Source organism: Streptomyces sp. NPDC050534 (genome assembly GCF_044457745.1).
In the GTDB taxonomy this organism is placed as follows: Bacteria; Actinomycetota; Actinomycetes; order Streptomycetales; family Streptomycetaceae; genus Streptomyces.
Genome location: NZ_JBITHF010000001.1, coordinates 508,618 through 522,548 on the forward strand (window position 1 = coordinate 508,618; position 13,931 = coordinate 522,548).

The 13,931-nt window shown below is 72.3% G+C and carries 12 protein-coding genes; 3 read left to right on the forward strand and 9 right to left on the reverse strand.

Annotation, left to right across the window (positions count from 1 at the left end; translation table 11 throughout):
* Positions 1-39: 39 nt before the first annotated feature.
* The 4 genes from ACIBN2_RS02275 to ACIBN2_RS02290 form a co-directional block, all read right to left on the reverse strand.
* Entirely contained in the window at positions 40-963 is a 924-nt protein-coding gene (locus ACIBN2_RS02275) for a sirohydrochlorin chelatase (protein ID WP_399132198.1), read from the reverse strand.
* Between the two features lie 119 nt (positions 964-1,082).
* Entirely contained in the window at positions 1,083-2,063 is a 981-nt protein-coding gene (locus ACIBN2_RS02280) for an N-acetylglucosamine kinase (protein WP_399132199.1), read from the reverse strand.
* Positions 2,060-2,737, reverse strand: a complete 678-nt coding sequence (locus ACIBN2_RS02285) for a uracil-DNA glycosylase (protein ID WP_399132200.1) — start codon at positions 2,735-2,737, stop codon at positions 2,060-2,062. The genes ACIBN2_RS02280 and ACIBN2_RS02285 overlap by 4 nt, the downstream gene beginning before the upstream one ends.
* 73 nt (positions 2,738-2,810) lie before the next feature.
* Positions 2,811-3,896: a WD40/YVTN/BNR-like repeat-containing protein gene (locus tag ACIBN2_RS02290; RefSeq protein WP_399132866.1), complete on the reverse strand. Its 1,086-nt coding sequence runs from the start codon at positions 3,894-3,896 to the stop codon at positions 2,811-2,813.
* 270 nt (positions 3,897-4,166) lie between these two features.
* Between ACIBN2_RS02290 and ACIBN2_RS02295 the strand changes: the two genes are divergently transcribed.
* Both ACIBN2_RS02295 and ACIBN2_RS02300 read left to right on the forward strand, forming a co-directional pair.
* On the forward strand, positions 4,167-4,751 hold the full coding sequence (locus ACIBN2_RS02295) for a hypothetical protein (RefSeq protein WP_399132201.1): 585 nt from the start codon (positions 4,167-4,169) through the stop codon (positions 4,749-4,751).
* Positions 4,752-4,998: 247 nt separating this feature from the next.
* Entirely contained in the window at positions 4,999-5,832 is an 834-nt protein-coding gene (locus tag ACIBN2_RS02300; protein WP_399132202.1) for an MIP/aquaporin family protein, read from the forward strand.
* Between the two features lie 80 nt (positions 5,833-5,912).
* Here the strand turns inward: ACIBN2_RS02300 and ACIBN2_RS02305 are convergent, their stop codons facing one another.
* The 4 genes from ACIBN2_RS02305 to ACIBN2_RS02320 form a co-directional block, all read right to left on the reverse strand.
* Positions 5,913-7,802 carry a phospholipase C gene (locus ACIBN2_RS02305; protein ID WP_399132203.1) on the reverse strand — a complete coding sequence of 630 codons (1,890 nt, stop codon included), beginning with the start codon at positions 7,800-7,802 and terminating at the stop codon, positions 5,913-5,915.
* A gap of 185 nt (positions 7,803-7,987) precedes the next feature.
* Complete coding sequence (gene efeB / locus ACIBN2_RS02310; RefSeq protein WP_399132204.1) at positions 7,988-9,211, reverse strand: iron uptake transporter deferrochelatase/peroxidase subunit; 1,224 nt, start codon at positions 9,209-9,211, stop codon at positions 7,988-7,990.
* A complete protein-coding gene (locus ACIBN2_RS02315) occupies positions 9,208-10,464 on the reverse strand; it encodes an EfeM/EfeO family lipoprotein (RefSeq protein ID WP_399132205.1) in 1,257 nt (418 codons plus the stop codon). Before ACIBN2_RS02315 ends, efeB begins: the two co-directional genes overlap by 4 nt.
* A gap of 243 nt (positions 10,465-10,707) precedes the next feature.
* Positions 10,708-12,375, reverse strand: coding sequence for a DNA alkylation response protein (locus tag ACIBN2_RS02320; RefSeq protein WP_399132206.1), 1,668 nt, complete (start codon positions 12,373-12,375; stop codon positions 10,708-10,710).
* 71 nt (positions 12,376-12,446) lie between these two features.
* Between ACIBN2_RS02320 and ACIBN2_RS02325 the strand changes: the two genes are divergently transcribed.
* Positions 12,447-13,184, forward strand: a complete 738-nt coding sequence (locus ACIBN2_RS02325; protein ID WP_399132207.1) for a PaaX family transcriptional regulator C-terminal domain-containing protein — start codon at positions 12,447-12,449, stop codon at positions 13,182-13,184.
* 24 nt (positions 13,185-13,208) lie between these two features.
* On the opposite strand, the gene ACIBN2_RS02330 is transcribed toward ACIBN2_RS02325, so the two are convergent.
* On the reverse strand, positions 13,209-13,847 hold the full coding sequence (locus ACIBN2_RS02330; RefSeq protein WP_399132208.1) for a hypothetical protein: 639 nt from the start codon (positions 13,845-13,847) through the stop codon (positions 13,209-13,211).
* Positions 13,848-13,931: the final 84 nt, after the last annotated feature.

The window sequence follows — 13,931 nt, forward strand, 5'->3', positions numbered from 1 at the left end:
GTCGTACGGCGCTGTGTTCGTGCGGTGCCGTCGTCCGCGTCAGCGGACCGGCGTGCCCTGCTGCTGCGGCGGGGTGATGCCCAGAGCCGACGTGTACTTGGCCAGCGCGAGCTTGCCGATCGCCGGGTAGGGGCCGAGCGCCTCGGCGGCGGAGCAGCCCGCCTCCTTGGCCGCCTCGTCGATCAGGCCCGGGCCGATCTCCGGCCCTATGAGGTACGGCGCGAGCGCCAGTTGCTGCGAGCCCGAGTTGCGCAGCTGCTCGGCGACGGCCGCGATCGAGCCGTCCTGGTCGAGCGCCGCCGCCATCACCGGAACCGCGAGCCGCGCGGCGAGCAGCATGCCGGTGATCCCGGCCGCCTGCACGGCCTCGTCGCCGCCCACCGACGCCAGGATGATGCCGTCCGCCGCGGTCGCCACGGTGAACAGGCGGGCGCGGTCGGCGCGGGCCAGACCGGCCTCCGACAGACGCACGTGCAGCGCCTCGGCGAGCAGCGGGTGCGGGCCCAGCACGTCGGTCAGGTCGGCCGCGACACGGCTGTCCATCACGGCCTGGCGGATACGGCGCAGCAGTGCGCCGTCCGGGCCGGCCAGCAGCGGCACGACGACGGCGACGGGGCCGTCGGGCTCCTTGACGTCCAGACCGGCGGCCTTGGCCTGCTCGTAACGGGCCGCGCGCTCCTCGGCGGCGTGCGTGAGTACGGCCTGGAGCGTCGGGAACTCCGTGTCGTCCCCGTCCAGGTACGCGATCCGGGCGTCCAGGCCGGGCAGCTCGGAGCGTGCGATGCTCACTACCTCGTCGGCGAGGCTGCGCGTGGCGGCGGCGGGAGTGCCCGGCACCGCGAGAACGAACGCGGGCGCGCCCTCGGGAGCCGCCAGCGGCTCGGGTCGGCGGTGCCGCCCGGGCTGGCGAGGTCGCGGCATTCGTACTGGCAGGCCGGACGCGGGTCCAGTGGCAGAGCTCATGGCGACGCATGTTACTGGCTTCTTGGGCTCCCCTGTTCGGGGAGGGTGCAGGTGAGCGGTATCCGTCCGGTTTTGTCTGATGAGTTACGTACGCCGGGGAACCGACCACCCTGCCGGGGTTAGTCGCCCGCCCCGGTCACCACGCTCAGCATCGCCGCGTCACCCGGGAGTGTGAGCGTCCCCGCGGCGAGATCGAGGGCGATGCGCACCGAGCCCGCGAGCGGGTCTCCGGCGGCGGGCACCAGCGGTGCGTGCGGCAGCCGCTCGGCGAGCTCTTCCTCCAGCGGGACGAGCAGCGGGTCCCCCATCTTCAGCAGGCCGCCGGTGACGGACACCCGAGGCTCTCCCGCGTCCGGGCAGACCGCGGCGGCCGACTCGGCCATGTGCTGGGCCGCGGTGCGCAGGATGCCCGTGGCGACCGGATCACCGCCGGCGAGGGCGGCCACCTGCGGTGCGAAGGAGGCGAGGACGGCGGGACGGTCCTGACGGGGGTAGAGCAGCCCCGGCAGCCCCGGCATCGGGCCGAAGATCTCCTCGGCGCGGGCCAGCAGCCCGTCCGAACCGCCCGGTCTGCCGTCGTACGCGCGCAGCGCCGCCTCCAGACCGGCCCGCCCGATCCAGGCGCCGCCGCCGCAGTCGCCCAGCAGATGACCCCAGCCGTCCGCGCGGCGCCAGCATGTCAGGTCGGTGCCGACGGCGATCAGCCCGGTGCCGGCGGCGACCACGGCACCGGGATACGGCCCGAGCGCGCCCACATAGCCGGTGACGGCGTCGGCGACGAGGGCCACCGAGCGGATGCCGAACTCCCGCCGCAGCGCACCGGGCAGCTCGGCCCGCAGCGCCTCGCCCAGGCTGGCGAGCCCGGCGGCACCCACGGCGGCCGTGCGCAGCGCGCCGACCCCGGTCTCGGCTCTCAACTCCCGGACCATCGGCACCAGTTGGGCCATGAAATGCCCGGGATCGATACCCCGTGACCCCGTGCGCACCGGCTCCCGCGAATGGCGCTGGCCCAGTGGACCACGCTCCGTGCTGCCGATGACGACCCGCAGTCCGGAGCCTCCCGAGTCGACGGCGAGGACCCCGTCCTCCGGGCCGCTCACGGCAGGCGCCAGTCCACCGGCTGTCCGCCCTGTCCGATCAGCAGGTCGTTGGCCCGGCTGAAGGGACGCGAGCCGAAGAAGCCACGGTCGGCCGACATGGGGGAGGGGTGGGAGGACTCCACCGACGGAAGCGTGCCGAGCAGCGGGCGCAGATTGCGGGCGTCGCGGCCCCACAGGATGGACACCAGGGGCTTCCCGCGCCCGGCGAGCGCCCGGATGGCCTGCTCGGTGACCTCCTCCCAGCCCTTGCCGCGGTGCGCGGCCGGCTTGCGCGGGGCGGTGGTCAGCGCCCTGTTGAGCAACAGCACGCCCTGCTCGGTCCACGGCGTCAGATCGCCGCTGGAGGGTTCCGGCACACCCAGGTCGGTGTGCAGCTCCCGGAAGATGTTGATGAGGCTGCCCGGCAGCGGACGCACCTCGGGCGCCACCGAGAACGACAGCCCCACCGCATGTCCCGGCGTCGGATAGGGGTCCTGACCGACGATCAGGACCCGTACGTCGTCGAAGGGTTGCTGGAAGGCCCGCAGGACATTCGGTCCGGCCGGCAGGTAGGTGCGCCCGGCGGCGATCTCCGCGCGGAGGAAGTCCCCCATCTCGGCGATCCGTCCGGCAACGGGTTCCAGGGCCTTCGCCCAGCCCGCTTCGACGATTTCATGCAACGGTCGTGGTGCCACGGGCGTCACCCTACTGCCGTACGGGCAGCGGAGATCAACCGGTGGCCAAGGCCGTGCGGTCCCCCCGCAGGACTCATCCCACCACCGCGGCCCGTACGCACAGCACGTCCGGCAGGTGCGAGGCCAGCTGCCGCCAGCTGTCGCCGTCGTCGGCGGAGGCGAACACCTCGCCGTTGCGGTTGCCGAAGTACACGCCCGCGGGGTCGTCGCCGTCGGTGCACATCGCGTCCCGCAGCACCGTGCCGTAGTGGTCCTCCTGCGGCAGGCCCGCAGACAGCGGTTCCCAGCTCTTGCCGGCGTCGGCCGTGCGGAAGACCCGGCACCGGTGGTCGGCGGGCACCCGGTCCGCATCCGCGTTGATCGGGAAGACGTAGGCGGTGTCGCCGCGGTGCGGGTGGGCGGCCGCGGCGAAGCCGAAGGTGGACGGCAGCCCCTCGCCGATGTCGGTCCAGTGGGCGCCCGCGTCGTCGCTTCTGTACACCCCCCAGTGGTTCTGCAGATAGAGCCGGTCCGGGGTGGCCGCGTCCTGGGCGACCTTGTGCACGCACTGCCCGAACTCCGGGTTGGGATCCGGCAGGAACACCGCGGACACACCGGAGTTGGAGGGCGTCCAGCTCGCGCCGCCGTCCAACGTCCTGAACACCCCGGCCGTCGACACGGCCACCGTCACCGCCCGCGGGTCCCGCTTGTCGGTGAGCACGGTGTGCAGCCCCTCGCCGCCGCCTCCCGGCACCCACTTCGAGCGCGTGGGGTGCTCCCACAGCGGACGCACCAGCTCGAAGGTCTCCCCGCGGTCCTCCGAGCGGTACAGCGCGGCGGGCTCCGTGCCCGCGTAGACCACGTCGTCCTCCGCGGCCGCCGGGTGCAGCTGCCACACCCGCTCCAGCGAAGCCCCGGTCTCCTTGGGGAACTTGACCGCGGGCCGGGCCGGCTCGGTCCAGGTGCGGCCCAGGTCGTCCGAGTGGAACACGGACGGTCCCCAGTGGGCGCTGTCGCCGCCGGCGAGCAGTCGCGGACGGTCGCCTCGGGTGTCGATCGCCACCGAGTACATCGCCTGCGCGTTGAAATACGGACTCTCGTCGAACTCCCAGGTGCCCCCGCGCCGGCGCCCGATGAACAGGCCTTTGCGCGTGCCGACGGCGAGCAGTACCTCGGCCATGCCGATCACCTCCGTGACGTCTTCGTCCCAGACACCGGCCAGTCTGCACCCCGCCACTGACAGTCACCTCTGGAGTGACGATCCGTGCAGGTCAGGGCGGTGGAGGCGGCCCGGGCGGCGAGAACCGGCCCCGTTCGCGGCAACAGCTGCGCGAGTGGGGGTACTCGTGCGACCGTCGAGTCAGGGGAGTCGGCCTGAGCATCCCATGGCCCTGATTCGTATGGGATGGCGGTTCGGGAAGGTCGTGCGCTCATGAGGAGGATGCCTTCGATGGCGTTCCGTGGTCCCAAGGCGTGGCTGTGGCGCTGGCGGCGCAACCCGCTCAAACGCCGGGTCGACGTGGTCGAGGCGTGGGTCGTGATCGGTGCCTGGCTGATCACCCTCGCGGCCGGGGTGCTCGCCGGTCTGGCGGCCACCGCAGCCGTCGAGCACGGGCTGGCTCGCGAACGGGTCGAGTGGCGGCAGGTCGTGGCACGGCTGACGGAGAAGGCGCCCGGAAAGGCCGCCGACCACCCGGCCGAGGCGACCGGTGAACAGGTGTGGGGCCAGGTGGGCTGGACCGCGCCGGACGGCTCCCGGCACACCGGTCAGGTCCGGGTCGGAGCGGGCAGCTCCGCCGGCACCGCGGTCACCGTCTGGACGGACCCGCACGGCGAGCTGGTCACGGAGCCGCCCACCCCCGCCCAGGCCCATATGCGGTCCTCCCTGATCGGTGTCCTGGTGGGCCTGAGCGCCGCGGCGGTGCCCTTCGTCGGCGGCCGGGTCCTGTGCGGCCGGCTGGAACGCCGGCGCATGGCCCAGTGGGACAGGGAATGGGCCCGTTTCGGGCCGCGGTGGGGCCACAACACGCTCTGACACACGGCCCCGCGGGGACGCCGCCGGGCGGCGGTCGCGCTGCGCGCGCAGGCCCCCCGTGCCATCGTCTTTGGCGAGCCCTTTACCCGTCGCGGGGGAGGCCCGGAGCGGACGTGTGCGGAATTGTGCGCGTCCGCCCAGGGTGTAAGTGGTGGCGGTGACTCCAGTTGATGCTGGGCCTCTGGACGCCTCGCGCCGGACAACTACCCTCGCGAATACAAACATTTCTGGCGGAAGGCGGTGCCTCATGGCGGAGCAGGCTTCCAGAAGAAGACTGGTCGGCGAACTGTCGGCCGAATTCCTGGGCACCATGGTCCTGATCCTGTTCGGATGCGGCGTGGTGGCCCAGGTGGTGGCCGCCGGCATCGGCGACCACGACAGCATCGCCTGGGCCTGGGGCTTCGGTGTCACCCTCGGCGTCTACATCGCCGCCCGTCTCAGCGGTGCCCATCTCAACCCCGCGGTCACCGTGGCCCTGGCCACCTTCGCGGGCTTCTCCTGGAAGAAGGTGCTGCCGTACTGCCTCGCCCAGACCGCGGGAGCGTTCGTCGCGGCGCTGCTGGTGCGCTGGAACTACACCGAGGTCCTGGCCAAGGCCGACCCCGGCCACACCATCAAGACGCAGATCGTCTTCTCCACCCTGCCCGGCAACGGCGCCCTGCCGATCAGTGAACTCGGCGCCCTGCGCGACCAGATCATCGGCACCGCCATCCTGGTCCTGCTCATCTTCGCCATCACCGACCTGCTCAACACCCCGCCCGGCGCCAACCTCGCCCCGCTCATCATCGGCTTCCTGGTCGTGGCGATCGGCATGGCCTGGGGCACCGACGCCGGCTACGCCATCAACCCGGCCCGTGACTTCGGGCCGCGGCTCGCCAGCTACCTCACCGGGTACGGCACCGCCTGGCGCGATCAGTACGGCAACCTCTACTTCTGGGTGCCGATCGTCGGGCCGCTGATCGGCGGCGTGATCGGTGCCGCCGTGTACAGAGTGTTCATCTCCAAGTTCCTGCCGGTCGCCGAGGAGCAGCTCGAACCGGGCCGGGTCCCCGAGCCCCAGACAGGGACGGACAAGCCCTGACAGTCCTGAACGGCCGGTTCTGAACAGTGCGAAGGGGCCGCGGGCACAGTGCCCGCGGCCCCTCTCCTGCGCGTGTGCCGTTACTGCGCGGCCGGCTGCCCGGCCCGCTTGCGGCGGTGCAGGGCGAACGCCGTGCCGGTCGCGCCGGCCGCCAGCAGACCGGCGGCGACGGCGATCGGCACGGCCGGGGAGGCGGGGCTGCTGTCGGCCACGTTCTGCGCCTTGAGGTCCTGCACGTAGGGCGCGTAGGCGCCCTTGGCGGATGTCGAGGCGGCCGTGGAGCCGTGGTGCGGGATTCCCGTCACGGACTTGACCGACCCGTCCGAGTTCAGCAGCACCTGCTTGTTGTTGGGGTGCCGGAAGTCGAACATGCCGCCCAGACTGCCCGCCCGGCGGTCGAACGAGGCGTCACCGATGCGGCCGGTGCCCCAGTTGTTCTCGATGAACTGGGTGATCGACGTCTGCTCGGTGGCGGTGTGGTCGATCGAATTGACCTTGCTGTAGGGGGAGATGACCAGCAGCGGCTGCCGGGGGCCAGGTCCGCAGCGGTCCGCGTAGCCGCCCGCGGCGGCCGGACCGGACTGGCAGGCGGGGCTGTCGGTCGCCTTGCCGTTGGAGCCGACGGTGGAGTCCTTGGAGCCGTTGAGCACCTTCGAGACGACGTGGTCGTACCAGCCGTCGGAGTCGTCGTAGGCGACCACGACCGCGGTGCTCTTCCACTGCGGCGACTTCTGCAGCGCGTTGATCTCGTTCACCAGGAAGTGCTGCTCGTCGATCGGGTCCGAGTAACCCGCGTGGCCGTCCTGGTACTCGGCGGCCTTCAGGAAGCTGACCGCGGGCAGGTTGCCCGCCTGGAGCGCGGCGTCGAAGTCCGTCAGGTCGTAGTTGTGGTTGGCCCGGCCGGCGTGGCCGATCTCCGCGACGCTCTTCGGGGCCAGGTGGTGCGGGTTGGCCGTCGACTTGTAGTACTGGAACGGCGCGTGGTGCGGGCTGTAGTCCTCCGACGCGGCGCCGCCGACGTTGGTGTGGGTGGAGCCGGCGCACTTGGCGTAGTCGCCCTGCTTGCCGTCCCAGGGGGTGCTGGGCCGGAAGCCGCCCTGGAACCAGCCCCAGCTCACACCCTTGGCGTTGAGCAGGTCACCGACGTTCCGGCCCTGCATGACCGCCAGCGCGTTGGCCGAGGTGTGGTCCTTGCCCGCGCAGTCGTCGAAGGCGGGGTCCGGGTCGTTGATCATCGTGCCGACGCCCTTGGCGTCGGGGGAGACGACGGTGTACGGGTCCGGTTTCGACGTCTGCTTGGGGTTCTCCGTGCCACTGGCCGGGTCGACGGAGATCACGCCGTGGGTCTGGCCGGAGACCAGGTTGATCGCCCCGGGGCTGGAGGGCCCGTAGACCGAGCTGAACGACCTGTCGTTGAGCGAGTAGTGCTGCGCGTAGTTCCACAGCGCCGTGACGGTGTTGCCGTCGTAGTAGTCCATCACCAGGCCGGGCTCACCGAAGAGCCCGCTGCACTTGTTGACCTCGGTGTTCTCGACGTACTTGTCGGCCTTGCCGCCGTCGGCCGCGTACTGCTCGGGGCCGTAGGAGTGGTTCTGGTCGCAGGTCATGGCCTGCGAACTGGCCAGCCGCTTGGGCTTGTAGAGGTTCGGGTTCTTCTCCAGCAGCCCGGCGTTGAGGAGGTTGTCCGCCTTCGGCGTGTGCGCCGCGGCCTTGAACTTGGTGCCGTCGGTGTTGGCGGCCTTCGGATACGTCGCGAAGTAGTGGTCGAACGAGTTGTTCTCGTCGTAGATCACCACGATGTGCTTGATCGGCGTCGCGGTGTGTGTGCCGTGGTGGCCGTGACCGCCGTGTGCGGAGGACGCCGAGGCGGGGAGGACTCCGCCCGCGCCCGCCAGGGCTGCCGCACCGAGCAGGGCGCCCGCGCGCGCCAGCCGACGCCGCGCCCTTGATGTTCTGCCTGTGCCGATCATGCTGTCTCGCCTTCCGGGAGAACCGAGTTCCACTGCCACGGTATGGGTGGCCATGACATCGATTGCCGATCCTGGGCAATGGTGGCGGCGGTGTGGGGGAGCGGCAATGACGCCGCAGCGAATCTTCGGTCAGGAAATCCTCATCGTATTTTGATCAGTTCTTGACCGGAATCCGTCAGACGGGTTCAGGCCAGAAGTGTGCGCCCGAGCCAGTCGGAGGCGTCGCGGACACCGGGCAGGGCGAAGAAGTAGCCGCCGCCGAACGGGGTGACGTAGTCGACCAGCGGCTCACCGGCCAGCCGTTTCTGCACGGTCTCGAACTGCCGGGCCAGATCCTGCTGGTAGCAGCAGAACAGCAGGCCCATGTCGAGGTTGCCGTTGGTGTCCGTGCCGCGGTCGTAGTTGTAGGCGCGGCGCAGGATGCGCTGGTCGGCGGTGGCGGCGGTGCGCGGGTTGGCCTTGCGGATGTGGCTGTCCAGGGGGATCACGTCACCCTGGGGATCCTGCGGGTAGTTGGGCGTGTCCTTCTCGTGGCGGCCGTCCAGGGGTGCGCCGGAGTCCCGGGCGCGCCCGAACATCCGCTCCTGCTCGGTGATCGAGACCCGGTCCCAGAACTCCACCAGCATGCGGATGAGCCGTACGACCTGATAGCTGCCGCCCGTCGCCCAGGCCGGCTCTCCCGCCCCGGCGCCCACCCACACCAGGCGGTCCATCGAACGGGCGTCGCGCACGTCGGGGTTGGCGATGCCGTCCTTGAAGCCCATGTGGTTGCGGGGCGTGCCCGAGGGGCGGGACGGGCTGACGAAGCCGTCCATGCGCCAGCGCACCTGCATGCCGCCGCGGGTGTGCCGGGCGATGTCGCGCAGGGCGTGCAGCACCGTGTCCTGGTGGCCGGCACAGAGCTGCACGCTCAGATCGCCGTGGCACCACGCCGCGTCCAGGTCGTCGTCGGGGAACGACGGCATGGCGGTCAACCGGTGGGGCCTGCGGGAGGCCAGACCGTAACGGCCGTCGAAGAGGGAGGCGCCGGCGCCGACGGTGACGGTCAGGCCGTCCGCCGGAACGTCCGGGCCGAGCGTGCCGGAGTCGGCCGGCGGCGCCGTGATGCCCAGCTCCTCGGGGCTGCCGCCCGCGGTGAGGTACCGGGCCCTGTCGGTCAACGTGCGCAGCAGGTCGGTCAGTTCGCCACGGTCGGCGGCGGTGGTGTCGAACGACACGAACGCGGTGGCCCGCTGTGCCGGGGTGAGGATGCCGGCCTGGTGCGGTCCGTGGAAGGCCACGCGCGCACTCCCGCCGGACGGCCCGGCCGCCAGGGCGGCGGCGTGGTCGGCGGCCACCAGGCCCGTTCCGGCCACGGCCGCCGCGCCGGCCAGGAAGCCCCGGCGTCCGACGTTGTTCACCGGGTTCACGCCGTCCTCCGTACGTCCGTCAGGGCGGCCACGTCGGCGAGCCGCTCGACCAGCTCGCCCAGGTCCGCGTCGAGCTTCTCCCGCTGGGCGCGGGTCAGCCGGTCCAGTGGCGTCCAGCGGCCGTCGTGGTCGAAGCCGTCCAGCGTGCGCCGGGTGCGGGCCGTCCAGGAGCCGATCGCGGACAGGCCGGGGGCGCGGGTCTTCAGCAACGGCCGCAGATGGCCGAGCAGTTCACTCGTGCCGTCGAGGTTGGCGCGGGCGGTGGCGAGGTTGGTGCCGCTGCCGTAGTCGGTACGGCCGGTCAGCTCGAACTGCACGGTGTTCTCCAGGATCTCGTGCGCCCGCAGACCTATGTCGGCCGGATCCATGCGCTCGTCGGGCCAGCGGTCGCGCAGATCGTCCACGGCCTTGACGAGCCGGGCGGCCGGAGCGCGCAGGCTGCTCGCCGACTCACCGTGCCACAGCCCGTACTCCACGCGGTGGAAGCCGGTGAAGCCCGCGTCGTGCACCCCGCCGGACAGCCCCGCCGTGGTTCCGTTGATCGCCGAGTCCGCGTCGCCGAAGGTGCCGTAGGCGGCCCCCATCCGCTCGTAGACCTGATGGGCGCCGAGCCAGTCCTCGCGGGCGGCGGTGAGGTCGCCGCGGTCGATCGCCTCGCGCAACACGCCGGTCTTCCGGGCCAGTTCGACCGTGCGGGTCTGGATCCACCTCTGGTACGCGAGCGTCGGCGGGATGAGGTCCTGCTGCGTGACGGGCACGGCGGCCGGGCCGCTCTTCACCTTGCCGCCGGTGATGCGCACCGTGGGGCCGGTGACGGCGTCGGCGTCGTCGGCCACGCACTTGAAGGCGTAACTGCCGTTGCCGAGGGTCACCCGCAGCGGGCGTTCGGTGCCCGGTGCGAGCCCCTCGACCTCGCCGTAGATCGCACCCGTCCCAGGGTCGGTGAGGTAGACCTCCTCCGCGTTGCCGGAGGTGTTGCGCAGGTCGAAGACCTGGTGGCCGGCCGCGGGGTGGGTCCAGCCGTGGCCGCAGCGGGCGGAGGTGATCTCGACGCCGGTGTGCCGCAGGCCGTCGGTCGTGGCCGACGGGTGACGGCGAGGGCCGGAGCCGCCGGACGCCAGAGCCGCTGCCACCACCGCGGCCGCCACGGCCAGCGCGCCGCCCGCGAGCAGGACGGTGCGCCGCCGGGCCGGGCGGGGCGGGGGCGCCGCTGAGCCGGTCTCGGCTGCGGCGCCGACTGCGGCTTCGGGCATGCCGGGCCTCCTGGGGTCGTACGAACGAGGCGGCGTCGATCGATCCTAAGCAGGCCCCACGACCGTGATCGCTCACCTGACCGGTTTCTGACCGGAGCACAAGGCAGAATTCGCCCGCGGTTCACCCGTCGGTACGGTCGGGCTCCACGGCTCTCACGTGCGGTGATGCCCCGTGACCTGCCCGTAGCGGCCGGGCTGTGCCGCCCGGCCGCTCCGTGGCGGGTGACCTGAAATCGCGCGGGCTCAACTCCCGTCCGGGAGCGCCCGCTCCAGGACGGCGTCCAGATCGGCGGTCTCGGGCAGCGTGCCGAAGGCGTGCCCCCAGTCGCCGCCCAGCCGGGTCGCGCAGAAGGCGTCGGCGACGGCGGCCGGGGCGTGCCGGACCAGGAGGGAGGCCTGCAGGGTCAGGGCCATCTGCTCCACCAGCCGGCGCGCGCCGGCCTCGGATCCGGCCGCCAGCTGGTCCTTGACCCGGGTCACGGCACCGTCGAGCCGGGCGTCCGCACCGTGCGCCAGGGCGAGTTCGTCGAAGAGGGCCTGCGCGGTGGCGGGCTCGCGGTGCAGCGCCCGCAGCACGTCGAGGGCGTTGACGTTCCCGGAGCCCTCCCAGATCGACAGCAGCGGGGCCTCGCGGTAGTGGCGGGGCATGCCCGACTCCTCCACGTAGCCGTTGCCGCCGAGGCATTCCAGGGCCTCCGCGGTGAAGGCGGGGCCCCGCTTGGTCACCCAGTACTTGCCGGCGGCGGTCGCGATCCGCCGGAAGGCCGCCTCGCCGGCGTCCCCGCGCACCGCGCGGTCCGCGGCGCCCGCCAGCCGCAGGGTGAGCGTCGTGGCGGCCTCCGACTCCAGGGCGAGGTCCGCCAGGACGTTGCGCATCAGCGGCTGGTCGACCAGCCGCGCCCCGAACGCGCTGCGGTGGCGCACATGATGGCCCGCCTCGACGAGCGTCTTGCGCATCAGCGTGGCCGACATCATCACGCAGTCCAGACGCGTGCAGTTGACCATCTCGATGATCGTCTTGACGCCCCGGCCCTCGGGCCCGACCAGCCAGGCCACGGTCCCGTCGAACTCCGGCTCGGAGGAGGCGTTGGAGCGGTTGCCGAGCTTGTCCTTCAGGCGCTGGATGCGGAAGGTGTTGCGGGTCCCGTCGGGCAGGATCCGCGGCACCAGGAAGCAGGACAGCCCCTCCGGGGCCTGCGCCAGCACCAGGAAGACGTCGCACATGGGCGCCGACGTGAACCACTTGTGCCCGCGCAGCTGGTAGACGCCCGGCTCGGCGGTCGGCCACGCCGTGGTCGTGTTCGTACGGACGTCGGAGCCGCCCTGCTTCTCGGTCATCCCCATACCGGCGAGCAGACCGGGCTTCTCGGTCGGCACCCGCAGCTCCGGCTCGTACTCCCGGCCGGTCAGCAGGGGTTCGTAGACCTTCGCGAGGTCGGGCTGGGCGCGCAGGGCGGGTACGGCAGCGTAGGTCATCGAGGTGGGGCAGCCGTGTCCGGCGTCGGTGTGTCCCCACACCAGTCCGCCCGCGGTCCGGGCGACATGGGCGCCGGGCCGCTCGTCCGCCCACGGCGCTCCCGCCAGGCCCTCGGCGACGGCGGCCCGCATCAGGTGGTGCCAGCTCGGGTGGAAGTCGACCTCGTCGACGCGGTTGCCGTACCGGTCGTGGGTGCGCAGCACGGGCTCGTGGACGTTGGCCTGCTCGGCCCACTCCTGCGCCTCGGCGCTGCCGGCCCGCAGCCCCAGCCGCCGTACGTCCTCCTCGGCCCAGCCGGCCCCCTCGCGGCGCAGCCCCTCCAGCAGGGCCGTGTCCTCGGAGGCGTCGTACGGCGCCAGGTCGGGAGGCTGGTTGGTGACGTCGTGGGTGGCGTACTGGTGCCGCGGCTGCGCGGACGAGGGTGTGGAGGCCATGCCGTCATGTTGCACCCTTTCTACAGCCGTAGCAATGACGCAACAGCGCGGCGCACGTAAAGTACCGGCCCATGAACGTGTCATCGCAGGTGGGCGAGGTCGAGCTGCCGCCGCTGTCCGCGCGGTCGGTCGTGCTGAGCCTGCTGCTGGGCACGCATCCGCCCGAGCTCCCGGTGAAGGAACTCGTCCGTGCGGTGGAGCCCTTCGGCGTCGGCGGCTCCACGCTGCGCGCCGCGCTCAGCCGGATGGTCGCCGCCGGAGACCTGCGGCGCACCGACGCCGTCTACGGCCTCAGCGACCGGCTGCTGGCCCGCCAGCGCCGCCAGGACGAGGCGGTGGAGGCGCGCACGCGCGCGTGGGAAGGCGACTGGGAGATGGTGGTGATCACGGCGACCGGCCGCGGCCCCGCCGAACGCGCGGACCTGCGCATCCGGCTGGCCGCGCTGCGCCTGGCCGAACTCCGCGAGGGGGTGTGGCTGCGCCCCGCCAACCTCCGGCGCGCCCTGCCGGAGGACCTCGCCCAGGTGGCCCAGACCTACACCGCTCGCCCCGGCCGGCCGGCTCGTGAACTGGCCGACCAGCTGTGGCCGTTGGGCACCTGGGCCGCCACGGCCCGCGCGCTGCACGCCCATGTCGCCGCGGCACACCGCCCGGCCGACCGCTTCACCGCCTTCGCCGCGGTCGTACGCCATCTGCTGGCCGACCCCGTGCTGCCGCCCGCACTCCTGCCCGCCGACTGGCCGGGCGCGGAACTGCGCGCCGCGTACGCGGAGTTCCAGCGGGAGATCACCGGGGCGATCGGACGCTGACCCGACGGCGGTGCCGGGCTTTCCTCAGCCGACCTGGGTCAGGCTGCCGTGGCTGATCTCGTGCTGGTTCGTGTCGACGGTGTAACTGCCGGTGTAGGTGGCGGTGTTGCCGTCGTAGCGCTCGGCGTCGACGCGCACGTACACGGTCTCGCCGTCCGTCGAAGTGACCTGGGCCTGCGTGTACATGGTGTCGGCGTAGCCGGAGACGAAGGCGTCGTAGGACGGGCTCATGTTCTGGCCGCCGAGTTCCCAGGCGGCCTGGTATTCCTGCGCGTTGACGGCGGCGTAGTACTGCTCGACCACGGCCTCGGCGGTCGAGCTGTCGCCTCCGGCGCCATCGGCGGGTGCGGCGTAGACCGTCTGCGTCTGAGTGGGTGCCTGCACTGTGGCCGTGGCTGTCACGGTCGGCGGTGAGGGGGCCACCGGCGTCGTGGTGGCGGCTGCCGAGGGCGGGGTGTCGGTGGCTGCGGCCACGGTCTGGGAGGGGTGGTGGCGGCTGCCCAGGCCGAAGGACAGGCCGACCACACTGCCGACGAGGGCGGCCACACCTGCCACCGCCCCCACGGTCCGCCACGGGAAGGTACGTGGCTCCTCGTCCCGGACGACGGGGATGTTGTGGAGGGTGTCGCCGTTGTGGAACCTGAGCAGGTCGTCGTCGTTCATGAGGGCCCCCTGGGTGTTGGTGCAGGCGTGCATGATGCGCAGGTGTGGGTGGTTCGTGAAGGGCGTGTGCCCAAGTCGTGACAT

What these genes read in the sequence shown, in the direction of transcription:
- ACIBN2_RS02275 (WP_399132198.1), bottom strand. Translation starts at nt 963, where the DNA reads ATGAGCTCTGCCACTGGACCCGCGTCCGGCCTGCCAGTACGAATGCCG.
- ACIBN2_RS02290 (WP_399132866.1), bottom strand. Translation starts at nt 3,896, where the DNA reads ATGGCCGAGGTACTGCTCGCCGTCGGCACGCGCAAAGGCCTGTTCATC.
- ACIBN2_RS02295 (WP_399132201.1), top strand. Translation starts at nt 4,167, where the DNA reads ATGGCGTTCCGTGGTCCCAAGGCGTGGCTGTGGCGCTGGCGGCGCAAC.
- ACIBN2_RS02300 (WP_399132202.1), top strand. Translation starts at nt 4,999, where the DNA reads ATGGCGGAGCAGGCTTCCAGAAGAAGACTGGTCGGCGAACTGTCGGCC.
- ACIBN2_RS02305 (WP_399132203.1), bottom strand. Translation starts at nt 7,802, where the DNA reads ATGATCGGCACAGGCAGAACATCAAGGGCGCGGCGTCGGCTGGCGCGC.
- ACIBN2_RS02315 (WP_399132205.1), bottom strand. Translation starts at nt 10,464, where the DNA reads ATGCCCGAAGCCGCAGTCGGCGCCGCAGCCGAGACCGGCTCAGCGGCG.
- ACIBN2_RS02320 (WP_399132206.1), bottom strand. Translation starts at nt 12,375, where the DNA reads ATGGCCTCCACACCCTCGTCCGCGCAGCCGCGGCACCAGTACGCCACC.
- ACIBN2_RS02325 (WP_399132207.1), top strand. Translation starts at nt 12,447, where the DNA reads ATGAACGTGTCATCGCAGGTGGGCGAGGTCGAGCTGCCGCCGCTGTCC.
- ACIBN2_RS02330 (WP_399132208.1), bottom strand. Translation starts at nt 13,847, where the DNA reads ATGAACGACGACGACCTGCTCAGGTTCCACAACGGCGACACCCTCCAC.